Origin of the sequence: Variovorax sp. N23 (assembly GCF_025486315.1) — a bacterium.
In the GTDB taxonomy this organism is placed as follows: Bacteria; Pseudomonadota; Gammaproteobacteria; order Burkholderiales; family Burkholderiaceae_C; genus Variovorax.
Genome location: NZ_JAOOPY010000002.1, coordinates 275112 through 298840, shown reverse-complemented (window position 1 = coordinate 298840; position 23729 = coordinate 275112). Strand labels below are relative to the sequence as shown.

The 23729-nt window shown below is 70.4% G+C and carries 22 protein-coding genes; 12 read left to right on the top strand and 10 right to left on the bottom strand.

Annotated elements, in window-relative coordinates; genetic code table 11:
* Positions 1-18 precede the first annotated feature (18 nt).
* From N8A90_RS04375 to N8A90_RS04365, 3 genes are all read left to right on the top strand, one after another.
* Positions 19-1425 (top strand): ethanolamine ammonia-lyase subunit EutB, encoded by a 1407-nt coding sequence (locus N8A90_RS04375; RefSeq protein WP_262073426.1) that lies wholly within the window; start codon positions 19-21, stop codon positions 1423-1425.
* A complete protein-coding gene (eutC, locus tag N8A90_RS04370; RefSeq protein WP_262073424.1) occupies positions 1422-2213 on the top strand; it encodes an ethanolamine ammonia-lyase subunit EutC in 792 nt (263 codons plus the stop codon). The genes N8A90_RS04375 and eutC overlap by 4 nt, the downstream gene beginning before the upstream one ends.
* Before the next feature lie 96 nt (positions 2214-2309).
* A complete protein-coding gene (locus tag N8A90_RS04365) occupies positions 2310-3182 on the top strand; it encodes a hypothetical protein (RefSeq protein WP_262073423.1) in 873 nt (290 codons plus the stop codon).
* 55 nt (positions 3183-3237) lie between these two features.
* Here the strand turns inward: N8A90_RS04365 and N8A90_RS04360 are convergent, their stop codons facing one another.
* The 3 genes from N8A90_RS04360 to N8A90_RS04350 form a co-directional block, all read right to left on the bottom strand.
* Positions 3238-4065, bottom strand: a complete 828-nt coding sequence (locus N8A90_RS04360) for a DUF3047 domain-containing protein (RefSeq protein ID WP_262073422.1) — start codon at positions 4063-4065, stop codon at positions 3238-3240.
* A 122-nt stretch (positions 4066-4187) separates the two neighbouring features.
* Positions 4188-4616 (bottom strand): YchJ family protein, encoded by a 429-nt coding sequence (locus tag N8A90_RS04355; RefSeq protein WP_262073421.1) that lies wholly within the window; start codon positions 4614-4616, stop codon positions 4188-4190.
* 61 nt (positions 4617-4677) lie between these two features.
* Entirely contained in the window at positions 4678-5493 is an 816-nt protein-coding gene (locus N8A90_RS04350) for an IclR family transcriptional regulator (protein ID WP_262073420.1), read from the bottom strand.
* Between the two features lie 100 nt (positions 5494-5593).
* Here N8A90_RS04350 and N8A90_RS04345 point away from each other — a divergent pair, with 100 nt between their 5' ends.
* From N8A90_RS04345 to N8A90_RS04330, 4 genes are read left to right on the top strand one after another with little or no spacing between them, the layout of a single operon-like run.
* Complete coding sequence (locus tag N8A90_RS04345; RefSeq protein WP_262073419.1) at positions 5594-6586, top strand: Bug family tripartite tricarboxylate transporter substrate binding protein; 993 nt, start codon at positions 5594-5596, stop codon at positions 6584-6586.
* A 38-nt stretch (positions 6587-6624) separates the two neighbouring features.
* Positions 6625-8133 carry a class I adenylate-forming enzyme family protein gene (locus tag N8A90_RS04340; protein ID WP_262073418.1) on the top strand — a complete coding sequence of 503 codons (1509 nt, stop codon included), beginning with the start codon at positions 6625-6627 and terminating at the stop codon, positions 8131-8133.
* A 27-nt stretch (positions 8134-8160) separates the two neighbouring features.
* Entirely contained in the window at positions 8161-8940 is a 780-nt protein-coding gene (locus N8A90_RS04335; protein ID WP_262073417.1) for a citryl-CoA lyase, read from the top strand.
* Positions 8937-9761, top strand: coding sequence for an SDR family NAD(P)-dependent oxidoreductase (locus N8A90_RS04330; RefSeq protein WP_262073416.1), 825 nt, complete (start codon positions 8937-8939; stop codon positions 9759-9761). Before N8A90_RS04335 ends, N8A90_RS04330 begins: the two co-directional genes overlap by 4 nt.
* A gap of 4 nt (positions 9762-9765) precedes the next feature.
* Here N8A90_RS04330 and N8A90_RS04325 read toward each other — a convergent pair whose 3' ends face one another.
* The 5 genes from N8A90_RS04325 to N8A90_RS04305 are packed head-to-tail and all read right to left on the bottom strand — an operon-like array spanning position 9766 to position 14650.
* Positions 9766-10896, bottom strand: coding sequence for an acyl-CoA dehydrogenase family protein (locus N8A90_RS04325; protein WP_262073415.1), 1131 nt, complete (start codon positions 10894-10896; stop codon positions 9766-9768).
* A 46-nt stretch (positions 10897-10942) separates the two neighbouring features.
* Complete coding sequence (locus tag N8A90_RS04320) at positions 10943-12199, bottom strand: glutamate carboxypeptidase (RefSeq protein ID WP_262073414.1); 1257 nt, start codon at positions 12197-12199, stop codon at positions 10943-10945.
* 4 nt (positions 12200-12203) lie between these two features.
* Positions 12204-13388 (bottom strand): acetyl-CoA C-acyltransferase, encoded by a 1185-nt coding sequence (locus N8A90_RS04315; RefSeq protein WP_262073413.1) that lies wholly within the window; start codon positions 13386-13388, stop codon positions 12204-12206.
* Positions 13389-13429: 41 nt separating this feature from the next.
* The gene (gene can, locus N8A90_RS04310; protein ID WP_262073412.1) at positions 13430-14191 is read right to left on the bottom strand and encodes a carbonate dehydratase; all 762 of its coding nucleotides are present in this window, start codon (positions 14189-14191) and stop codon (positions 13430-13432) included.
* A 27-nt stretch (positions 14192-14218) separates the two neighbouring features.
* On the bottom strand, positions 14219-14650 hold the full coding sequence (locus tag N8A90_RS04305) for a MerR family transcriptional regulator (protein ID WP_262073411.1): 432 nt from the start codon (positions 14648-14650) through the stop codon (positions 14219-14221).
* Positions 14651-14802: 152 nt separating this feature from the next.
* On the opposite strand from N8A90_RS04305, the gene N8A90_RS04300 reads away from it, so the two are divergent.
* The 5 genes from N8A90_RS04300 to N8A90_RS04280 all read left to right on the top strand — a co-directional run bounded on the left by N8A90_RS04300 (position 14803) and on the right by N8A90_RS04280 (position 20835).
* Complete coding sequence (locus N8A90_RS04300; protein ID WP_262073409.1) at positions 14803-15867, top strand: MBL fold metallo-hydrolase; 1065 nt, start codon at positions 14803-14805, stop codon at positions 15865-15867.
* Positions 15864-17174: a leucine-rich repeat-containing protein kinase family protein gene (locus tag N8A90_RS04295; RefSeq protein ID WP_262073408.1), complete on the top strand. Its 1311-nt coding sequence runs from the start codon at positions 15864-15866 to the stop codon at positions 17172-17174. Before N8A90_RS04300 ends, N8A90_RS04295 begins: the two co-directional genes overlap by 4 nt.
* A gap of 82 nt (positions 17175-17256) precedes the next feature.
* Positions 17257-18027: an SDR family oxidoreductase gene (locus N8A90_RS04290; RefSeq protein ID WP_262073407.1), complete on the top strand. Its 771-nt coding sequence runs from the start codon at positions 17257-17259 to the stop codon at positions 18025-18027.
* 184 nt (positions 18028-18211) lie between these two features.
* A complete protein-coding gene (locus tag N8A90_RS04285) occupies positions 18212-18415 on the top strand; it encodes a hypothetical protein (RefSeq protein WP_262073406.1) in 204 nt (67 codons plus the stop codon).
* Between the two features lie 20 nt (positions 18416-18435).
* A complete protein-coding gene (locus N8A90_RS04280; RefSeq protein WP_262073405.1) occupies positions 18436-20835 on the top strand; it encodes a phosphocholine-specific phospholipase C in 2400 nt (799 codons plus the stop codon).
* Positions 20836-20883: 48 nt separating this feature from the next.
* On the opposite strand, the gene N8A90_RS04275 is transcribed toward N8A90_RS04280, so the two are convergent.
* On the bottom strand, positions 20884-22713 hold the full coding sequence (locus N8A90_RS04275) for an IlvD/Edd family dehydratase (RefSeq protein WP_262073404.1): 1830 nt from the start codon (positions 22711-22713) through the stop codon (positions 20884-20886).
* Positions 22710-23729, bottom strand: coding sequence for a D-erythronate dehydrogenase (gene denD, locus N8A90_RS04270; RefSeq protein ID WP_262073403.1), 1020 nt, complete (start codon positions 23727-23729; stop codon positions 22710-22712). The genes N8A90_RS04275 and denD overlap by 4 nt, the downstream gene beginning before the upstream one ends.

The following is a 23729-nucleotide window of genomic DNA, read 5'->3' as shown; positions in this document are numbered from 1 at the left end:
CGACGAGGCCGACCCACCATGCCCTACCGCCACGCCGCCGGCGACACCACCTGGCACTTCGCCGACCTGCGCACATTGATGGCCAAGGCCACGCCCGCGCGCTCGGGCGACGTGCTGGCCGGCGTCGCGGCCGAGACGGCGGTGGAACGCATGGCCGCGCGCATGGCGCTGGCCGACGTGCCGCTGCGGCGTTTTCTGGACGAGGCGCTGGTGCCCTACGAAGACGACGAGGTCACGCGGCTCATCATCGACACGCACGACGCCACGGCCTTCGCGCCCATCGCGCACCTGACGGTCGGCGACTTGCGCGACTGGCTGCTGTCCGATGCCGCCGACAGCGCGATGCTGACGCGCGTGGCGCCCGGCATCACGCCCGAGATGGCGGCGGCGGTGAGCAAGCTGATGCGCAACCAGGACCTGATCCTCGTCGCGCGCAAGTGCCGGGTGGTCACGCGCTTTCGCAACACCATCGGCCTGCCCGGCCACCTGGCGGTGCGGCTGCAGCCCAACCACCCGACCGACGATCTGCGCGGCATCGCCGCGTCGATGGTCGACGGCCTGCTCTACGGTGCCGGCGACGCGGTGATCGGCATCAACCCGGCCACCGACAGCGTGCCCGCGCTGACGCGGCTGGTGCACATGCTCGACGAGGTGATCGTCAAGCTCGGCATCCCGACGCAGTCCTGCGTGCTCACCCATGTGACCAACACGGTGCAGATGATCGAGCAGGGTGCGCCGGTCGACCTGGTGTTCCAGTCGGTCGCCGGCACCGAAAAGGCCAACACCAGCTTCGGTGTGAACCTGGCCGTGTTGAAGGAAGCGCACGAGGCCGCCCTGTCGCTCCAACGCGGGCCGCTGGGCGACAACGTCATGTACTTCGAGACCGGCCAGGGCAGCGCGCTGTCGGCCGGCGCGCACCACGGCGTCGACCAGCAGACCTGCGAGGCACGGGCCTATGCCGTGGCCCGCGCCTTCCGGCCACTGCTGGTGAACACGGTGGTCGGCTTCATCGGGCCGGAGTACCTGTACGACGGCAAGCAGATCATCCGCGCCGGGCTCGAGGACCACTTCTGCGGCAAGCTGATGGGCCTGCCGCTGGGCTGCGACGTCTGCTACACCAACCATGCCGAGGCCGATTCCGACGACATGGACACGCTGATGACGCTGCTGGGCACCGCCGGCCTGACCTTCATCATGGGCGTGCCGGGGGCCGACGACATCATGCTCAACTACCAGAGCACCTCCTTTCACGATGCGCTCTACCTGCGCGAGGTGCTGGGCCTGAAGCGCGCGCCGGAGTTCGACGCCTGGCTGCAGCGCATGCAGCTGGCCGATGCGCAGGGCCGCGTGGCGAGCGTGACGCCGCAGCATCCGGCGTTGCAGCAGTTGCGGCAGTTGCGTCTCGGCGACGGGAGCCAGACATGAGCACGCCCGACCCCTGGGACGACCTGCGCGCCTACACTGCCGCCCGCCTGGCACTCGGCCGCGCCGGGTCGAGCATGCCGACCGCCGAACTGCTGCGCTTTGGCTTCGCGCATGCGCAGGCGCGAGACGCGGTGCATGTGCAGCTCGACACGCAGGCGCTGGCCGACGTGCTGGCCGCCGACGGCCTGCCCACGCTGCAGGTGCACAGCGCCGCCGCCGACCGCGCCAGCTACCTGCTGCGCCCGGACCTCGGCCGCCGGCTCGACGACGCCAGCGCGCAGGTGCTGCGCGAGGCCGCCGGCCCCAGCCCCGCGGCGGGCTGCGACCTGCTGCTGGTCATCGGCGACGGGCTCTCGTCGCTGGCGGTCGAGCGCAACGCGCACGCCATGGTCACCGCCATCCGCGCCGGCCTGCCCGCGGGCTGGTCGCTCGGCCCGGTGGTGATCGCGCAGCAGGCGCGCGTCGCGCTGGCCGACGAAGCGGGCGCGCTGCTCGGCGCGCGCCTGGTCGCGATGCTGATCGGCGAGCGCCCGGGCCTGAGCTCGCCCGACAGCCTGGGCCTGTACCTCACCTGGAAGCCGGCCGTCGGACGCCACGACGCCGAGCGCAACTGCATCTCGAACATCCGCCCCGAAGGCCTCGCGCCCGCGGCCGCCGCCGGCCGCTTCTGGTGGCTGGCGCAGGAGGCGCGGCGCCTGCAGCTCACCGGCGTGCAGCTCAAGGACCGCAGCGACGCCGCGGTCATCGCTGCCCCGCCATCGACCGCTTTGCCGGCCCTGCCGGACTGAACCCCCATGGTCCCCGTCGGCACGGGAATTCGCCCGTGCCGGCTTTTGTCGTCGGTGGCATGCCGCCACCTTGTTCTTGAAAAATTGGAGTTGCCCATGATTCGCACCCTTCGGCCCCTGGTCCTCACCGCTTTCGTCGGCTCGTTCCTGACGGCCTGCGGCACCACCGGCCCCTCGGCGCCCGCCATCGACAACAGTGCGATCGGCCAGCCCGAATTCCGCGCCCACAAGGCGACCTATGGCGTGGTCTACAAGCTGCCGAAGGACGTGAACGACGTGCTCGACGCACGCGTGTACCCGGTGCTGCGGCAAGACCTGGTGCGCCTCGGTCTGCAGGCCGAAGCGCAGAACTTCAACATCCCGCACGTGACGGTGGTGCACATCCACAGTGCCGACCCGACGACGCCGCAGAAGATGCTCAAGGCACTGCCCAAGCCGCCGGCCCCGATCCAGCTCACGCTGAAGAACTTCTACACGACCGAGGCCGCCAAGGACGCCGGCCGCCCGTGGTGGCTCGACCTCGGCATCGTGAAGAGCGGCCCCGGCTTCGAGGCCATGATGGCCTACAACACGGTGACCACCGCCGCCATGGCCCCGCTGCGCGACGGCCCGTTGCCGCGCGTGACCGGCCCGGTCTACGCCAAGATGGCCGAGGCCGGCCGCGAGCTGGTGAAGACGGTGGGCGTGAGTGGCGTGAACGTGGTGAAGGACGGCAAGGAACTGCGTTCATACAACCCGCACAACACGCTGGTCTACAGCATGACGCCGTTCACGCCGGCGCTGCAGGCCTCGATGAACCAGGTGGCCGCGAAGTTCAACACCGTGCTGCCCAACGGCATCGACACCACCTTCCGCGACGTGTCGATCGTCGAGCTGGCCTTTGCCGGCAACGTGATGCGCGAGATCTACCGCGTGAGCCTGGTCGACGGCAGCGTGATCGACGTGGCGACCGGCAAGGTCATCCGCTGATCCGCCAATCCGCCAATCCGCTAATCCGTTAACCCGGCACGGGCCGCTCGCCGCCTCAGGGGGCGAGCGTGGCCTGCACCTGCGGCGCCGCCGGGGCGCCCTGCATCTCGAGGTCGCCGAAGAAGGCCAGCCCGTGGCCCGCGGTGTTGTCGGCGTCGGCCGAGACGGCCACGCCGACGATGTCGGGCTGCAGGCCGCCGGCCTCGTCGCCGAAGGCGCGCTGGTAGTCGGCCAGCAGGTTGCGGCGCTCGCCGCGCCAGCCGGCGGCGCCGGTACCTGCCGGCCCCGACTCCAGCACCCACATGCGGATGCGCCGCGTGAAGGCGTTGGGCAGCACGGTGTTCTTCGCTTCCTTCTCGTCCCACACGTAGCACAGCGTCTCGCTCGGCACGTCCTCGCCGGTGGCCGAGCGCGCCAGCGCCAGCCGGGTGCGTTCGCCGAAGGGCAGCCGGTCGGTCGGCAGCGCGAAGAACACGCAGAGCTTGGCCGCGCCGTCGTCGCCGCTGCGGCTGCGCAGGTCGGCCCCTGCGACGAAGCGCTCGACCTGCCAGCGCCAGGCCAGCGAGGCGGCCCCGTCCAGCGCCACGCGCACCGGATGCACCAGGTTGCCGTAGGAGTCGTCGGCCTGGACCTTCAGCACCGACTTGCCGTCCTGCCGCACCACCTCGAAGGTGGTCGGGTTCTTGTGCGGCAGGGTGGTGAAGTGCCAGGACTCGGGCGCCGGGCCCGGTGCGGCGCCCGAGAAGCCGGTCAGCCAGGCCGACGCCGCGGGCTGCGCCTGTGCAGCGCCGCCCACGGCCCAGGCCAGGGCGGCCGCGAGCAGCCAGGCCAGGCCCGGCCACGCGCGGGGAAGGGACGGATGCGCCGGGTGTGCGGATGACATGGGAAGCTCCTGGCCGGTCGGGCGGCGGGAAAGCGGCCAGTGTGCCGCGGCACGGCACGCAGATAAATACGCCGAAAGGAACCGCAGCGTCTCTCTCCTCGAGACAATGCCGCGCCGTCGTCCTACCCGGCCTCGCCGTCGACGTAGTACCAGCGCTGCAGCTCGCCGTCGGGCTCGCGCACGAAATTGCTGCGCTCGTGCAGGCGGCTGGCGGTGCCGGCGGCATCGCGCTGGCGGGCCACGAACTCGACCCGCGCATGGTCGGCGTCGAGCACCGAGCGCGAGCGCACGTCCAGGCCGAGCCACTTGGTGCCGGGCGCGAAGGACAGCTCGGCCGGCCGGGTCGACGCATGCCAGGTCGCCAGCAGGTAATCGGCCTGCTCACGCACGAAGGCCGTGTAGCGGGAGCGCATCAGCGACTCGGCATCGGGGGCCGGCGTGCCCGCGAAATCCTCGAGATAACGTCCGCAGCACAGCGCGTACTGGAGCGGACGGGCACGCTGGTCGGTGCGTCCGCAGGGGCAGGGGCCGGAGAGTGGTTTGTTGCTCATCGAAGCCCCCATTGGAACACCTGCGGCGGCGCAGCCACCCGGGGGCCTGCGCGGTGGCCTCTCATGCGCCGTCCGGGAGCATTTCGGCGAGGCTCTCGCGGATGGTGCGTGCGATGAGTTGCTGGCGCTCGCGCGGCATGCGCGGCAGGGTCGACGCCACGCTGATGGCCGCCACCGGCTCGCCGCCGGCGTTGCGCACCGCCATGCCCGCCGCGAGCACGCCGCGGGTGGCATGGTTGCCGATGACCGACCAGCCACGCTCCCGCGTGGCCCGCACCAGGATCTGCATCCGCTCGGGCGTCATGCCGCCGTAGGCGTGCAGCCGGGGCGCGTTGGCCGCGATGATGGACGCCACCTGCGCGTCGGGCAGCGCGGCCAGCAGCGCCAGCCCGGCGGCCCCGACCCCCAGCGGCTGCTGCGTGCCGACCTGGATCACCAGCACCTGCACCGGGTGCGTGCCCACCTGCCGCGCGATGCAGTGCGAGAACGGCCCCTCGCGCACCACCGCGAAGGCGGCGTCGCCGCAGGCAGCGCTGATGCGCGCGAGCACCGGTTGCAGCCGCACCGCCATGTTGGGCAGCACGTCCGTCGGCGCCAGGGCCGCCACACGCGGGCCCGGCACGTAGCGAAAGCGCCCCTGCGGCGCGACGTAGCCGCTGTCGACCAGGGTGGCCAGCAGGCGGTAGACGGTGGCGCGCTCGAGGCCGGCCGCACGGCAGAGGTCGACCACGCGCACGCCGTCGCGACCGCCCGCCAGCACCGCATCGAGCAGCTGCAGGCCGCGCCGCAGCGTGCGGCTGCCGGCGTCGTCGTCCGCGGCGACGCGCCGAGAAACGTCCGCTGAACGAACGTTTCGACTGGATGGGAGCGTGGTCATGGCGAAGAATTTGGGCGTCGACGGGGTCCTCGCCAGTGTGCCGCAGGCCCACCGCGCCGCGGCCCCGGGACATTCTCGATACACAAAAGGAGACATCGCCATGCGCCTCGAAGGCACCCTCTCGCGCCGGCATCTGCTGGCCCTCGCCGCCGGCATCGCCTGCGCCACCGCCCTGCCGCTGCAGGCCCAGCCCGACGCCTGGCCGACCCGCCCCATCAAGCTGGTGGTCGGCTATGCCGCGGGCGGCGCCACCGACGTGATCGCACGCCTGGTGGCCGTGAAGCTGGGCGAGCGGCTCGGCCAGCCCGTGGTGGTGGACAACCGCGCCGGCGCCAACAGCAACGTCGGCGCCGAGGTGGTGGCGAAGTCGCCGCCCGACGGCTACACGCTGTATGTCTTCACCATCGCCAACACCATCAACGCGTCGCTCTACGGCAAGCTGGGCTACGACCCGCAGAAGGACTTCGAGCCGATCGGCCTGATCGCCAAGATCCCGAACATCCTGGTGGTCAACAACAACCTGCCGATCAAGAGCATCGCCGACTACGTGCGCTTCGCCAAGGAATCGAAGGACGGCATCACCTTCGCGTCGTCGGGCAGCGGCTCGTCGATCCATCTGTCGGGCGAGATGTTCAAGATGCAGGCCAAGCTGAACATGCTGCATGTGCCCTACCGCGGCAGCGCCCCGGCCGTGACCGACCTGCTGGGCGGCCAGGTGCAGTCGATGTTCGACAACACGCCCTCGGCGCTGCCGCATGTGCAGGGCGGGCGGCTGCGCGCCATCGCCATCACGAGCGCCAAGCGCTCGCCGCTGCTGCCCGACGTGCCGACGGTGGCGGAGTCGGGCTTCCCCGGCTTCGACGTGCAGTCGTGGTTCGGCCTGGCCGCGCCCGTCGGCACGCCGAAGCCCGTCATCGATCGGCTCAATGCCGAGCTGAACAAGGTGCTGGCCGCGCCCGAGCTGCGCCAGCGCTTCCAGGACCTGGCGGCCTCGCCCGAGCCCGGCACGCCCGCGCAGATGCGCAGCTTCGCCACGGCGGAGATCCAGCGCTGGCGCGAGGTCGTGAAGACCTCCGGCGCCAAGGCCGAATAAAGCCACTGCGTCCCCCATCACCAGGAGCACTCTCACCCATGTACCCGATCGATTTCTTCTGGCGCGCCGCCGAGCGCTGGCCCGAGCGCATCGCCATCGACGCCCCCGAGGGCACGACGCGCTACGACACGCTCGCCGCGCGCGTCGCGGCACTGGCGGCCGCCCTGGTCGCCATCGACCCGACGCCGCAGAGCCGCGTGGGCATCTGCGCGAAGAACAGCGCCGAGCACATCACGGCGCTGCTCGCGGTGCTGGCCTGCGGCAAGGTGTGGGTGCCGCTCAACCCCAAGAGCACGCGACCCGAGATCCGGCGCATCGTCGACGCGACAGAGCCGTCCATCCTGGTGCTCGATGGCGACTGCGCCGGGCTGCTCGACGGCGCGCCGGGCGAGCGCATCCACACCCACGGCCCTTCCGGCGAGGGCGCACCCACGGTGGCCGGCCTGGTGGCGCGCCATGCCGGCACGGCGCGGCCGGCGTTCACGCTGCCCGACGATGCCACGCAGGCCATCAAGTTCACCGGCGGCACCACCGGCGCCCCCAAGGGCGTGATGCAGCCGTACCGCGCCTGGATGGCGAACATCGCCAACCAGATCCATGCGTGGGGCTTCGACGCGCACGAGCGCTACATCGTGGCTGCGCCGATCACGCACGGCACCTCGACCTACATCGTGCCCATCCTCGCGCAGGGCGGCTGCCATGTGGTGCTGGCCGAGGCCGGCGCCGAGGCGGTGCGCACGGCCTTCCGCGAACGCGGCGGCACGGTGTGCTTCATGCCGCCGACGCTGGTCTACATGCTGATGGCGCTGCCGGGCGCGAGCCGCGCCGACTTCCCGCAACTGCGCCGGCTGATCTACGGCGGCGCGCCGATGCCGCCGGAAAAGATCCGCGAGGTGCGCGCCTTCTTCGGCCCGGTACTGGGCACGACCTACGGCCAGACCGAGGCGCCGCAGATCCTCACCGTGATGCGCCCCGAGGACTTCGAGGACGAGCGCAACTGGGCCGCGGTCGGCCGCACCGCCTGGTTCAGCGACGTGGCCGTCATGGCGCCCGACGGCCGCCTGCTGCCGACCGGCGAGGTGGGCGAAGTGGTGGCGCGTGGCGACCTCGTGATGACCGGCTACTGGCGCCTGCCGGAGAAGACGGCCGAGACGCTGGTCGACGGCTGGCTGCACACCGGCGACCGCGGCCTGATCGACGCGCGCGGCTACCTCTACCTGAAGGACCGGCTCAAGGACATGGTCATCACCGGCGGCTTCAACGTCTATCCCGTCGACGTCGAGAACGCCCTGGGCCAGCACCCGGCGGTGCACGAGTGCGCGGTTTTCGGCATCCCCGACGACAAGTGGGGCGAGGCGGTGCAGGCCGCGGTGCAGCTGCGCCCCGGCCAGCAGGCGACCGAGGCCGAGCTGATCGCCTTCGTGCGCGAGCGCCTCGGCCCGGTGCAGACACCCAAGCGCGTGCATTTCCACGACAGCCTGCCGCGCTCGCCCGTCGGCAAGGTGCTCAAGACCGCGGTGCGCGAACAAGCCCTGGCCACCGCCTGACCTCTTTCACGAACACGGAGACATCCCATGGCATCGACAACGAACCCGCCCGTCACCCGCCTGTGCACGCACACGCTCACCAGCCTGCACTACCGCGACGCCGATCTGGTCGAGGACCTGATGGGCCAGCGCACCTTCACCGAGGTGATGCTGATGCAGATCCTCGGCCGCACGCCACGCCCGGTCGACCTGCGCATCACCGACGTGGTGCTGATCGTGCTGATGGAACACGGCCTCACGCCCAGCGCCATCGCCACGCGGCTCATCTACATGAGCGCGCCGGAGAACCTGCAGGGCGCCGTGTCGGCCGGCCTGCTGGCGGTGGGCAGCTCCTTCGTGGGCACGATGGAGAACTGCTCGCGCCTGCTCGACCGGATCACCGCCGCGGCGGACCCTGCCGCCGAAGCGATGGCGATCGCGCGCGAACACAAGGCGACGAAGAGCGCCATGCCCGGCTTCGGCCACCACCTGCACAAACCGGTCGACCCGCGCGCCTACAAGCTGCTCGAACTGGGCCGCGCCGAGGGCGAACTGGCGGGCGACAAGATCCGCGCGCTGGAGACGCTGTCGAAGGCGGTGGACGAAGTGGCCGGGCGGCCCATCACCATCAACGCCACAGGCGCCGTGGCCGCGCTGCTCGGCGAGATCGGCGTGCCGACCAACGTGATGCGCGGCTTCGCGGTGATCTCGCGCGCGGCCGGGCTGGTGGCGCACATCGTCGAAGAGCAGCAGAGCCCGTCGGGTCGCTTCATCTGGGACACGGTGGAGCACGCCATCCCCTACGTGGGCGAAGGCGGCAAGGCATGAGCGCCGGGCGACCACCGGCGCTGCCGCTCGACCTCGGCGGTCGGGTCGTGTTCGTCGCCGGCGGCGGCTCGGCCGGCCCGGGCTGGAGCATCGGCCGCGCGTCCTGCGTCACCTACGCGCGCCAGGGCGCACGCGTGTGCGTGGCCGACCGTGACGCCGCCTCGGCCGAAGAGACCACCGCGCTGATCCTCGCCGAGGGCGGCGAGGCCGCCACCTTCGTCGGCGACGTGGCGCTGGCCGCGGATGTTGAACGGCTCTTCGCCGAGGCCCGCGCGCGCTTCGGCGGCATCGACGTGCTGCACCACAACGTCGGCATCGGCCAGACCGGCGGCCCGATGGAGACCAGCGCCGAGGACTTCGACCGCATCCATGCGGTCAACGTGCGCAGCCTGCTGCTGTGCACACAGCAGGTGCTGCCCGGCATGGTGGAACGGGGGCGCGGCGCGCTGATCGCCATCTCGTCGGTGGCCGGCATGCGCTACATCGGCTATCCGCACCTGGCTTACAGCGTGACCAAAGCGGCCGTCACGCAGTTCACCCGCATGGTGGCGCAGCAGTACGCGCCGCATGGCATCCGCGCCAACACCGTGGTGCCGGGGCTGATCGACACGCCGCGCATCGCGACGACGGTGGCGAAGATGTTCTCGGACAGCGGCCTCGACGACGCACGCGCCGCCCGCGCGCGCCAGGTGCCGATGGGCCGCATGGGCTCGGCCTGGGACGTGGCGCATGCCTGCGCCTTCCTGGCCTCCGACGCGGCGGCCTACGTGACCGGCACGGAGTTGGTCGTCGACGGCGGCATCACCGGCAAGTACGTCTAGCGGCTCACGCGAGCGCGCGCTGGATCAGCAGCTTCTGGATGTCCGAGGTGCCTTCGTAGATCTGGCACACGCGCACGTCGCGGTAGATGCGCTCCAGCGGAAAGTCGTTGACGTAGCCGTAGCCGCCGAGCGTCTGGATGGCCGCGCTGCAGACCTTCTCGGCCATCTCGCTGGCGAAGAGCTTGGCCATCGCAGCCTCCTTCAGGCAGGGCCGGCCGGCGTCGCGCAGCGCGGCGGCGTGCCAGATGAGCTGGCGTGCGGCCTCGAGCCGCGTCGCGCATTCGGCGAGGCGGAAACCGACGGCTTGCTGGTCGAAGATCGATCCACCGAAGGCCTGGCGCTCCTTGGCGTAGGCCAGCGCCACATCGAAGGCGCTGCGCGCCATGCCCACGCTCTGTGCGGCGATGCCGATGCGGCCGCCTTCGAGCGCACCGAGCGCGATCTTGTAGCCCTCGCCCTCGGCGCCGATGAGGTTCTCGGCCGGGATGCGGCAGCCGTCGAAGTTGATCTGCGCAGTGTCGCTGCTGTGCTGGCCGAGCTTGTCTTCCAGACGCGCGACGTTGTAGCCGGGCGCGTCCGTCGGCACCAGGAAGGCGCTCATGCCGCGCTTGCCGGCGCCCTTGTCGGTGACGGCGATGACGATCGCGACCTGGCCGTTCTTGCCGCTGGTGATGAACTGCTTGACGCCGTCGATCACGTAGGCGTCGCCGTCCTTGCGCGCGGTGGTGCGCAGGCTCGACGCGTCGCTGCCGGCCTGCGGCTCGGTCAGGCAGAAGGCGCCGAGCATCTGGCCCTGCGCCAGCGGCCAGAGCCACTGTTTCTTCTGCGCGGCATTGCCGTAGCGCATGAGGATCGCGTTGACGGGACAGTTGGTCACGCTGATGGCGGTGCTGGTGCCGCCATCGCCGGCCGCGATCTCTTCCAGCACCAGCGCGAGCGTGAGGTAGTCGAGCCCGGCGCCGCCGTCTTCCTCGGGCACGCAGATGCCATAGGCGCCGAGCGCGGCCAGGCCCTGGTGCGCGGCTTTGGGGAAGGCGTGCTCGCGGTCCCACGCGGGGGCGTGCGGCCACAGTTCCTTCTGCGCGAAGTCGCGCACCGCGTCGCGGATGGCTTCCTGGTCGGGGGTCAGCAGCATGGTTGTCTCTCGTTCTTCGTTTCGGTTGCGGAAGGCGCGTTGGCCGCTACCTGCCCGCGCCCAGGTCCATGATCAGCCGTGCCGCCATGTAGAGCCGGCGCGGGATCGCGTCGACCAGCACGTACTCGGCCTTGTCGCTGTGGTAGCCGAAGCCCGGCAGGCCCAGGCCTTCGATGACCGGCTTGCCCGACAGCGCGGCGTAGGCCGCGTCGGTGCCGCCGCCGCTGCGCTCGTCGACCTCGAGCCCGCCGCCGGCCTCGCGGTAGAAGGCGCTGGCCTTGTCGATCAGCTTGCGCCCTTCGGCGCCGGCGTTGAAGGCCGGGCGGCCGCGCGTGACGGTGAGCTTGACCTCGGCGGCGGGCAGCTTCTTCTGCTGGGCGCGCTCTTCCAGCGTCTTGAGCATCGCCTCGAGATCCTCGTTCTGCGCATAGCGCACGTCGGCGTTGAGCGTGGCGGCATCCGGGATGATGTTCGACACGGTGCCGGCCTTGGCCACCGTCCAGTTCAAGCGCAGGCCGCGGGCCTTGTCGTCGAGGTCCAGGGTGCGCAGCACCAGGTCGGACGCCTCGACCAGCGCATTGACGCCGGCCTCGGGCGCGGCGCCCGCGTGCGAGGCCTTGCCCTTGATGTCGGCCTGCACGTAGGCGATGCCGGAGGTGCCGAGGTAGAAGCTCTCGCGCTCGGCGCTGGTGGGCTCGAAGGACAGCACGTAGTCGGCCGCGCGCGCCTCCTGCTGGATCAGGTCGCGCGAGCCGAAGGAGCCCTTCTCCTCGTCGACGTTGAACAGCACCGTGATGCTCGCGAAGTCGCGAAAGCCGTAGGTCGTGAGTAGCTTCAGCGCATGCAGGATGATCGCGCTCCCGCCCTTGTCGTCGGCGATGCCCGGCCCGTAGGCCTTGTTGCCTTCGACGTGGAACGGCGCCTTGGCGAGCATGCCGCGCGGGTACACGGTGTCCATGTGCGACAGCAGCAGCAGGCTCTTGCCGCCGCGGCCCTTGAGCCGGCCGACGATGTTGTCGCCGACCACGTTGCCGGCGGCTTTCTGCCGCGTGACCGTGAAGCCCAGCGCCTTGAGTTCGCCTTCCAGCAGCGCGCCCGCTGCCGCGATGCCTTCGGCATCCCCGGTGCCGCTCTCGATCTTGACCAGGCGCTCCAGCGTCTTCACGACCGCCGGCTGCTCGCTGGTGGCCGCGTCGAACAGCACGTTGTCGCGCTTCTGCGCCCAGGCCGCGGGCGCGAAGCCGGCGCTGCCCAGGAGCAGCGCCGTGGTCAGGGCGAGTGCGCTCTTCTTCGGAAAGATCATGCGGTCAGACGAGTTCGATGGCGACGGCCGTGCCTTCGCCGCCGCCGATGCAAAGCGTCGCCACGCCGCGCTTCTGGCCGCGCGACTGCAACGCGTGCATGAGCGTGACCATGATGCGTGCGCCGCTCGCGCCGATCGGGTGGCCCAGCGCGCAGGCGCCGCCGTGCACGTTGACGACGTCATGCGCCACGCCCATCTCCTTCATCAGCGCCATCGGCACCACGGCGAAGGCCTCGTTCACTTCCCACAGGTCGACGTCCTTGACGCCCCAGCCGGTCTTGGCAAAGAGCTTCTGCACCGCGCCGACCGGTGCGGTCGAGAACCATTCGGGTTGCTGCGCGTGCGTGGCGTGGCCGACGATGCGCGCGAGCGGCTTGGCGCCGATCTTCTTCGCGTGCGATTCGGTCATCAGGACCAGCGCGGCGGCGCCGTCGTTGATCGACGAGCTCGACGCGGCGGTGATGGTGCCGCCGTCCTTCTTGAAGGCGGGCTTGAGCGTGGCGATCTTGTCGAGCTTGACCTTGCCCGGGCCTTCGTCGATGGCCACCACCGTCTCACCGCTGCGGCTCTTGACGGTGACCGGCACGATCTCGGCCTTGAACAGGCCGTCGGCCGTGGCGTGCCTGGCGCGCTCGACGCTGGCGGTGGCGAAGGCGTCCTGCTGCTCGCGCGTGAAACCGTACTTGGCGGCGCAGTCTTCGCCGAAGGTGCCCATCGAGCGGCCCGGCTGGTAGGCGTCTTCGAGGCCGTCGAGCATCATGTGGTCGAAGATGCGGTCGTGGCCCATGCGGTAGCCGCCACGGCCCTTGAGCATCAGGTAGGGCGCGTTGGTCATGCTCTCCATGCCGCCGGCGACCATCACGTCGTGCGTGCCGGCCATCAGCATGTCGCAAGACAGCATCGCGGCCTTCATGGCCGAGCCGCACATCTTGCTCAGCGTGACCGCCCCCGCGCTGTCGGGCAGGCCGCCCTTGTACGCGGCCTGGCGCGCCGGGGCCTGGCCCTGGCCGGCCATCAGGCAGTTGCCGAACAGCACCTCGCCGACCACGGCCGGGTCGATGCCGGCGCGCTCGACGGCGGCGCGGATGGCGGCGCCGCCGAGGTCATGGGCCGCGAGGGAAGTGAAGTCGCCCTGGAACGCGCCCATGGGGGTGCGTGCGGCGCCGACGATGACGATGGATTCGGACATGAAGGTCTCCTTGAGATTGAGGGGATGGATCGCCAGGGAAATCAGGGGGTCGGCGCAGGCCGGCCGGCAATGCCGTCGAACGGCAACGCATCGACCGACGACTCGCTGCGCGGGCGCGGCACGATGGTCGTCGACTCGCCGGGCTTGCTCCACTTGTAGCGGATGCGCTGCACCGCAGCCTTGTAGATCGCATCGAGCGGCTTGCTGCCGTCGACCGACATCTGCAGGTTCTGCAGCAGGCCGTCGTGCACGCCGAAGCTCCAGCCATGGATGGTCACCTTCTGGCCACGGCTCCAGGCGTCGACCATCACCGTGCTCACAGCCACGTTGACCACCTGCTCGGCCACGTTGAGTTCGACCAGTGCATCGGCGCGCACCTGTTCGGGCAGCGACTCGAGCATGACGTGGTGCCGGTCGCGAACGTCCTGGATGTGGCGGATCCAGTTGTCGGCCAGGCCGACCCGGACGCCGTCGAGCGCTGCCTTCACACCGCCACAGCCGTAGTGACCCACCACCATGATGTGCTCGACCTTGAGCATGTCGACTGCGAACTGGATGGCCGACAGCGCATTGAGGTCGGAATGCACCACGATGTTCGCCACGTTGCGGTGCACGAACACCTCTCCCGGGTCCAGGCCCGTGATCTGGTTGGCCGGCACGCGGCTGTCGGAGCACCCGATCCACATGTACTTGGGTGTCTGCTGCTTCACCAGGCTGGTGAAGAAGCCGGGGCGGTCGCGCTCCATCTGGGCCGACCAGGCGCGGTTGTGGGCAAACAGGTCTTCGAGGGATTCGTCGGGCATGGTCGTTCTCGGCTTCGTTAGGTGCGCTCAGTGCGCACGGGTCTTCTTCGGGGCGCGGGGCGCCTTGGCGGTCTTCAGGGCGCGCGCCAGGGCGCTGCGCGCCTGCTTTTCCTGGTCATGCACTTCGGCAAGGTTGGCCTGCAGTTCGGCCATCTGGGCTTCCAGCTGACCCCGGTGAACACCGAGGACATCGAGGAACTTCTGCAACTGTGCCGCGGTGTCGCGCGGGCTGTCGTAGATGTCGAGGATATCCTTTGCCTCGTCGAGGCTCAGCCCCAGCCGCTTGGCGCGCAGCGTGAGCGCCAACCGCGTGCGGTCGCGCGCGCTGTACACCCGCTGCAGGCCGCCCGCGCCGGAGCGTTCGGGCGCCAGCAGGCCCTTGTCCTCGTAGAAGCGGATCGCCCGGGTGGTGAGCGCGAATTCCCGGGCGAGTTCGCTGATGGAATAGGTCGATGGCATGGGCACGAAAAAGCGATGTTCCTGGTGCGTTCACCCTTGCGGGCGGATGGTCTTCGAGGGCCGTTGCGGGCGCGACAGCAGGCGCCGGCTGCGCTGCCTACAATGAAGGCCCCTCCTGTGACGTTGACGTTAACGTCAACCTCCGATCCTACATGAACCTCCTCGAACGCGAACTCCATTACCCGCTGGGCGACCAGTTGCCGGCGCCCGGCGAGACGATCGAGGTCGCCCCCGGCGTGCGCTGGATCCGCATGTCGCTGCCCTTCGCGCTCGACCACATCAACCTCTGGCTGCTGCGCGACCGCATCGACGGCGTCGAGGGCTGGACGGTGGTCGACTGCTGCATCGACCGCGGCGAGGCGCGCGAGCAGTGGGAGCGCGTCTTCGAGACACAGCTGCAGGGCCTGCCGATCCTGCGCGTGATCGTGACGCACATGCACCCCGACCACATCGGCCTGGCCCACTGGCTGTGCGCGCACTGGAACGCGCCGCTGTGGATGAGCGCCACCGACTACTACGTGGCGCGCAACATGACCAGCCCCGGCGGCACGGACAACGCAGCGGGCGGCGACTCGGCGGCGCGCTTCTTCGCCTCGCACGGGCTGGTCGACCCGGAGGCCGTGGCCAAGATCCGCGAGCGCTCCAACTACTACCGCAACATGGTGCCCGCGCTGCCGAGCCAGTACGTGCGGCTGATGGAAGGCACCACGGTGCACATCGGCGGGCGCACCTGGCGCTGCATCAGCGGCTACGGCCATGCGCCCGAGCACATCGCGCTGTACTGCGAAGAACTGAACCTGCTGCTGGGCGGCGACATGATGCTGCCGCGCATCTCGACCAACGTGAGCGTGCATGCCGACGAGCCCGATGCCGATTCGCTGCGGCTCTTTCTCGACAGCATCGCGCGCTTTCGCGAACTGCCGGCCGACGTGCTGGCGCTGCCTTCGCACGGCAAGCCTTTCACCGGCGTGCACCGCCGCGTCGAGCAGTTGGAGGAGCACCACCGCGACCGCCTGGCCGAGCTGCTGGCCGGTTGCCGCGAGCGGCCGCTGTCGGCGGCCGACGGCGTGCCGATCATGTTCAAGCGCGCGCTCGACCTGCACCAGCTGACCTTCGCGATGGGCGAGACCATCGCCCACCTGCACCTGCTGTGGCACGCCGGCCAGCTGCGGCGCACCCGCGGCGACGACGGCATCTACCGCTTCGCCACCCGATGAGCCAGGGCACCCTCGCGCGCCTGCGCAGCGGTGCGCTCGCCGGCGCGCAGCGGCTCGACCTGCGCGATGCCGGGCTCACCGAATTCCCGAACGAGATCTTTGCGCTGGCTGACACGCTCGAAGTGCTCGACCTGTCGCGCAATGCGCTCGACACGCTGCCGGACGACCTGCCCCGGCTGCACCGCCTGCGCGTCCTCTTCTGCTCCGACAACCGCTTCACCGACCTGCCGGCCGTGCTGGGCCGCTGCCCGCAGCTGGAGATGGTCGGCTTCAAGGCCAACCGCATCCACACCGTGCCGGGCGATGCGCTGCCGCCGCGGCTGCGCTGGCTGATCCTCACCGACAACGCGATCGAATCGCTGCCGCCCGCGCTCGGCCAGCGTCCGCGCCTGCAGAAGCTGATGCTGGCCGGCAACCGGCTGAGCTCGCTGCCCGACACGATGGCGAGCGGCTGCACGTCGCTCGAACTGCTGCGCATCGCGGCCAACCGCTTCACGGCCCTGCCCGGCTGGCTGGGCACGTTGCCGCGGCTGGCCTGGCTGGCGCACGGCGGCAACCCGCCGACCGCCGCGCAGGAAGCGCGCGCACTCGACGGCCATGCGCTGCCGGAGATCGACTGGCCGCGCCTGGCCACCGGTGCCGTGCTGGGCGAAGGCGCCTCGGGCGTGATCCAGCAAGCCGCGCTGCGACAGCCCGACGGCACGCGGCAGCCGGTGGCGGTCAAGCTGTTCAAAGGCGCCATGACCAGCGACGGCTCGCCGTTGAGCGAGATGGCCGCCGGCATGGCTGCGGGCATGCACCGCGGGCTGATCGGCGCGCAGGGCCGCGTCGTCGGCCACCCCGAGGGCGTGCAGGGGCTGGTGATGCCGCTGATCGACCCGGCCTTCCGCGTGCTGGCGGGCCCACCCAGCCTGGACTCGTGCACGCGCGACGTCTATGCGCCCGACACCCGCTTCACGCCGGAGGCCGCGCTCTCGCTGGCTGCGGGCATCGCGAGCGCCGCGGCGCATCTGCACGCGCAGGGGCTGATGCACGGCGACCTGTACGCGCACAACATCCTGCACGACGGTGCAGGCGGCGCATTGCTGGGCGACTTCGGCGCGGCGTCCTTCCATCCGGCGCCGATGGCCGCGGCGCTGGAGCGCATCGAGGTGCGTGCCTTCGGCTGCCTGCTCGAGGAACTGCTGGCGCGCTGCGATGGGGCCGACCCGGCGCTGCAGGCGCTGCAAGCGCAATGCGTGCAGCCGACGGTCGCATCGCGTCCTGGCTTTGCCGAGATCAACGCCCGGATCGACGCCCTGCGCTGAACGGCGCGTGGCGCCTTGGTGACGTCAGCCGCCGGCAGCGGCCACTAAGCTGCCGCGGCACATCCACACCCGGAGACACACCATGGACACCACCCAACTCTTCTCGCTCAAGGGCCGCACCGCGCTCATCACCGGCGGCTCGCGCGGCATCGGCCGCATGATCGCCGAGGGCTTCCTGGCGCAAGGCGCGAAGGTCTACATCTCGGCGCGCAAGGCCGCGGCCTGCGACCAGGCGGCCAAGGAGCTGTCGGCCTTCGGCCCCTGCGTCTCGCTGCCGGCCGACGTGTCGACCATCGAAGGCGCGCACGCGCTGGTCGCGGCCTATGCCGCGCATGAGGACTCGCTCGACATCCTGGTCAACAACGCCGGCGCGGCATGGGGCGCGCCCTACGAGGAGTTCCCGGAGAGCGGCTGGGACAAGGTGGTCGACCTGAACATGAAGGCGCCCTTCTTCCTCACGCAGGCGCTGACGCCGATGCTCAAGAAGGCGGCCACCGACCACCTGGCCAAGGTGATCCACATCGCGTCGATCGACGGCATTTCGGTGAACCCCTGGGAGACCTACTCGTACGCGGCGAGCAAGGCCGGCCTGATCCACCTCACGCGCCGCATGGCGCTGCGCCTGGCACCGGACCGCATCGCGGTGAGCGCCATCGCCCCGGGCGCCTTCGCCTCCGACATGAACAAGGAAGCGCGCGACCACGGCGACGAGGTCAAGGGCCGCATCCCCGCCGGCCGCATCGGCACGCCGGAAGACATGGCGGGCGCGGCCATCTTCCTGGCCTCGCGCGCCGGCGACTACGTGATGGGCTCGACGCTGGTGGTCGACGGTGGAGCGGCCTACGGGCGCTGAGCCCGCGCCTGCAGCACGCGTTCGCAGGCAAAAAAGCGTGACAAAGGTCACACCGATGACATGGCCGCTGCCTAGGCTTGGCCCGGTCCGACGACGCTGGCAAGGCGCCCCCTGAAGCCGGCTTGGCGGACCTTCGCCATGCGGGCCCCCACGCCCGCTCCCGCCACAGAAAGCGAGCCTTCAGATGCACTTCGACCTTTCCTCCCTCCGCGCCGCCGGCGCCCTGACCGTCGCCGGCGCGCTGGCCTGCGCGCTCGCCGGCTGCGGCGGTGGCGATGCCGCCGCCACCGGCTCGGCCGCGCAGAAGACCGACGCCACCGCCAAGACCGAAGCGCCAGCGACGGACTCGGCCGCAGCCACGCCAGCCGACGTGCACTACGCCCCGTGAACGCCGGAGAGACGCACCCCATGACCACGACAAATTCGCGCCGCAGCTTCATCAAGGGCACGGCCACCACCGGCATCGCCGCCGCCACGCTCGCCGCCTTTCCCCCGAGCATCCGCCGCGCGCTGGCGATTCCCGCGCACCACGACACCGGCACCATCAAGGACGTCAAGCACGTCGTGCTGCTGATGCAGGAGAACCGCTCCTTCGACAGCTACTTCGGTACCTTCAAGGGCGTGCGCGGCTATGGCGACCGCTTCGCGGTGCCCGCGCCGAACGGCAAAACCGTCTTCCATCAGACCTACACCAGGACGACGCCGCCGACCACCTACGTGCCCTACCACCTGGACGAGAGCCAGGGCAATGCGCAGCGCGCCGGCAGCACGCCGCACACCTGGATCGACTCGCAGGCCGCGTGGGACCACGGCCGCATGTTCAAGTGGCCGGATGCGAAGAACCTGCTGTCGATGGGTTACTACGACACGGCGGAGGTGCCCTTCCAGCGCGCGCTGGCCGATGCCTTCACGCTGTGCGACCACTACCACTGCGGCATGCACACCGGCACCATCGCCAACCGGCTCTTCTACTGGACCGGCACCAACGGCCCGAATGGCGTGAGCCCGGTCGACGGCAGCAAGGTGCAGGTCGCCGGCCTGAACAACCAGTTCAACGGCGGCAACGACATCGGCCCGTCGACCCTGGGCTGGACCTGGACCACCTATGCCGACCGGCTGGAGAAGGCCGGCGTGAAGTGGAAGGTCTATCAGAGCCTGATCGACAACTACGGCTGCAACGAGATGATGAGCTTTCGCCACTGGCGCGCGGCCATCGAGCAGATGCCCGCGTCGCGCCGCCCGGTCTACGTGCCCGCCACCGACATCACGCAGCCGGTGACGGCGGCCGGCCCGTTCTACGACGCGAGCGTGGACGACGCGCTGAGCCCGCTGGCCAAGGGCTTCGGCAACACGATGCCCTACGGCTTCCTGGAGACCTTCCGCGAAGACATCCGCAACGGCACCCTGCCGGCCGTGTCGTGGATCATTTCCCCGTCCGCCTACAGCGAGCACCCCGGCCCCTCGAGCCCGGCCAAGGGCGGCTGGTACGTGCAGGAAGTGCTGGACGCGCTGACCTCGAACCCCGAGGTCTGGAGCAAGACGGTGCTGCTCATCAACTTCGACGAGAACGACGGCTTCTTCGACCACCTGCCCACGCCCTCGGTGCCCTCGCGCAACCCCGACGGCACGCTGGCGGGCGGCACCACCATGGCGGCGGCCGACGTCGCCGTCGAGTACCACGACTACGCGCCCGCCACCACCAGCCAGCCAGCGGCCGATGGCCGCCCCTACGGCCCCGGCCCGCGCGTGCCGATGTGGATCGTCTCGCCCTGGAGCCGCGGCGGCTGGGTCAACTCGCAGGTCTGCGACCACACCTCCACCCTGCTCTTCCTGGAGAAGTGCTTCGGCGTGCGGGAGCCGCAGATCAGCGCGTACCGCCGCGCCGTCTGCGGCGACCTCACCAGCGCCTTCAACTTCGAGCGCCCCAACGACGAGCCGCTGCCCACGCTGGCCGGCCGTACCACCAAGGCCGAGGCCGACGCGCTCACCGCCGCCCAGCAGGCCTTGCCCAAACTGACGCCGCAGCCCGATCTGGCGCTGCCGGCCCAGGCGACCGGCGTGCGTCCTTCGCGCGCACTGCCCTACGAACTGCACACCAGTGCGCGCGCCGACGTGCTGAACGGCCGCGTGCAGCTGCTGTTCGCCAACAGCGGGCGGGCGGCGGCGGTCTTCCACGTGTACGACAAGCTACATCTGTCGGACCGGCTGCCGCGCCGCTACATGGTCGAGCCCGGCAAGCAGCTCGACGCCCACTGGACGGCGATGACGGACGACGCGGGCCTCTACGACCTGTGGGTGCTCGGGCCGAACGGTTTCCACCGCGAGTTCAAGGGCGACCTGAACCGGTTGCGCGCCGGCGGTGCGCCCTCGCCCGAGATCCGTGTCGGCTACGACACGCGCCGTGGCGACCTCTACCTGCAGCTGCGCAACGACGGCCGCCGCGATTGCCGCTTCACGGTGCAGTCGAACGCGGCCTATGCGCCGCCGGCCGTCCACGGCGGCCACGGCCATGACCACGAACGGGACGACGAGGGGAAGGACGACCGCGGCAGGGATGAGCGCGGCAGGGGCGACGACCGCGGCCACCACGGTGGGCCGGGCCACGGCGACGACCGGTCGTGGCGCCTCCACGTCAAGGGCCATGCCAATGCGGAAATGCGCTGGCACCTCGACGGCAGCGGCAACTGGTACGACTTCGTCGTGACCTGCGATGCGGACGCGGCCTTCTATCGCCGCTTCGCCGGCCGGGTCGAGACCGGCCGCCATTCGGTCAGCGATCCGGCCATGGGACTGGTCGACCGCTTCTAGGCCCCTGGCGCGGCAGCGGCGGCCCGCGGGCCGCCGCTGCTCGCGGCTTCAGTGGTTGTCGCGCGGCACGCCGAAGGTCGCGTGGATCTTCTGGTACTTGACCGCCGGCTTGAGCACCATGCCTTCGGACAGCTCGTCGACCACCGCCCGCTGGATCTCCTGCCACGGCGTCTGGCTGGGCGGATACGGGTAGCCGCCCGCCGCGTCGAGCTTCGCGCGGCGCCTGGCCAGTTCTTCGTCCGACACCAGCATGTTCGCGGTGCGCTTCTTCAGGTCGATGCGCACGCGGTCGCCGGTCTGCAGCAGCGCCAGCGCGCCACCGGTCGCGGCCTCGGGGGAGGCATTGAGGATCGACGGCGAGCCCGAGGTGCCCGACTGCCGGCCGTCGCCGATGCAGGGCAATGCGGTGATGCCCTTCTTCAGCAGATAGCTCGGCGCGCGCATGTTCACCACCTCGGCCGCGCCGGGGTAGCCGACCGGGCCGACGCCGCGCATGAAGAGGATGCTGTGCGCGTCGATCTTCATCTTCGGGTCGTCGATGCGCCGGTGATAGTCCTCCGGCCCGTCGAACACCACGGCCGTGCCCTCGAAAGCCATCGGGTCCTTCGCATCGTTGAGGTAGCGCGCCTGGAACTCCGGCGTGATCACGCTGGTCTTCATGATGGCCGAGTCGAACAGGTTGCCCTTGAAGTTCAGGAAGCCGGCGTTCTTCTTCATCGGCTTGGCGTACGGGAAGATCACCTTCCGGTCTTCGGTAAAGCGGCCTTCGCAGTTCTCGACGAGGGTCTTGCCGTTGGCCGTGAGCGCCGGCTGGATCAGCCCCTTGGCGATCAGCTCGGCCACCACCGCCGGCACGCCGCCGGCGCGGTAGTAGTCCTCGCCCAGGTACTCGCCGGCCGGCTGCAGGTTGACCAGCAGCGGGATCTTGTAGCCGTGCTTTTCCCAGTCGGCCGTGTGCAGCTCCACGCCGATGTGGCGCGCGATGGCGTTGAGGTGGATCGGCGCGTTGGTCGAGCCGCCGATGGCCGAGTTCACGATGATCGCGTTCTCGAAGGCGGCGCGCGTCATGATGTCCGAGGGCTTCAAGTTCTCGCGCACCATCTCGACGATGCGCTTGCCCGTCATGTAGGCCATCTCCTGGCGGTCGCGGTACGGCGCGGGAATCGCGGCGCTGCCGGGCAGCGTCATGCCCAGGGCCTCGGTCAGCGAGTTCATCGTCGACGCGGTGCCCATCGTGTTGCAGTGGCCGGTCGACGGCGCCGACGAGGCCACCAGCTTGAGAAAGCCCTTGTCGTCGATCTCGCCGGCGGCGAGCAGCTCGCGCGCCTTCCACACGATGGTGCCGGAGCCGGTGCGCTCGCCCTTGTACCAGCCGTTGAGCATCGGGCCCGAGTTGAGCGCGATGGCCGGGATGTCGACCGTCGCGGCCGCCATCAGCTGCGCCGGCGTGGTCTTGTCGCAGCCGGTCGTGAGCACCACGCCATCGATCGGGTAGCCGTAGAGGATCTCGACCAGCGACAGGTACTGCAGGTTGCGGTCGAGCGCGGCGGTCGGGCGCTTGCAGGTTTCCTGGATCGGATGGATCGGGAACTCGAAGGCGATGCCGCCCGCGTCGCGGATGCCTTCCCTCACACGCTCGGCCAGCACGAGGTGGTGGCGGTTGCAGGGCGCGATGTCCGAGCCGGTCTGCGCGATGCCGATGATCGGGCGGCCCGACTGCAGCTCGTCGAAGCCGAGCCCGTAGTTCATCGTGCGCTCGAGGTAGAGCGCCGTCATGTCGGTGTTGGCCGGGTTGTCGAACCAGGCCTGCGAGCGCAGCTTGAGGGCGCCGGCAGGTTTCTTGGGTTGGCTCTTGGGTGTGGGGCTTTTCTTTTTCACAGGGACAGTCCCTTCAGGGTTTGATCGGCGTTCGGCTGCGCCTTGCAGTCGTCGATGTAGAGCCGGATGATGTCGGCGAAGCTGTCGTGCGGATGCAGGCCGAGCCGGCCGGCGCGCACCGCAGTCGCGCCCGCCGGCCAGTTGGCCACGATGCCGGCCACGCGCTCGTCGCGCTCGAAGCGCACCAGCGCGCGCACCTTGGGGCCGGCCACTTCTTCCAGCGCATCGAGCATGTCGGCCACGCGCACGTTCAGGCCCGGCAGGTTGAGCGCGGTGCGGCCGACGAAGGCCTCGCGCGTGGCTTCGTACACCGCGATCAGGCCTTCGACCGTGCGCGTGGGCGAGGCCATCGGGTGCGACACCTCGGGCGACACGGGGCAGATCGATTCCACGCCCGCCAGGGGCTCGCGGATGATGCCGCTGAAGAAGGACGAGGCCGCGCCGTTGGGCTTGCCCGGGCGCACCGTCACCGTCATCAGGCGCGCCGCGCGGCCGTCGAGGTAGCCCTTGCGGGTGTAGTCGGCGATGAGGTGTTCGCAGATCAGCTTCTGCGTGCCGTACGAGGTCTGCGGCGTGGGCAGCGTGTCGTCGGCGACGAGCTTCGGGAAGGGCACGGCCGGGTCCGGGCCGAACACCGCGACCGAGCTCGAGAAGACGAAGCGCGTGACCTTGCCGCCGGCATTCACGTTGGCGCGCAGGGCATCGAGCAGCGCGCGCGTGCTGTCGAGGTTGGAGCGCAGGCCGAGGTCGAAGTCGGCCTCGCATTCGCCCGACACGGCGGAGGCGAGGTGGAACACGCCATCGAAGGCCTCGGTCTTGAGCGCCTCGGTCTGCGTGAGCAGCGGGCCGGTGCGCGCCTCGACACGCGGGTCGGCCACGAGGTCGGCGGGCGGCGGCGCGATGTCGGTCAGCACCATGCGTTCGATGCGTTGGCCGTCGAGCGTGCCGCGCGTCAGCAGGGTGCGTGCCAGGCGCGCGCCGAGGAAGCCGCCGCCTCCGGTGATCAGTAGTTTCAT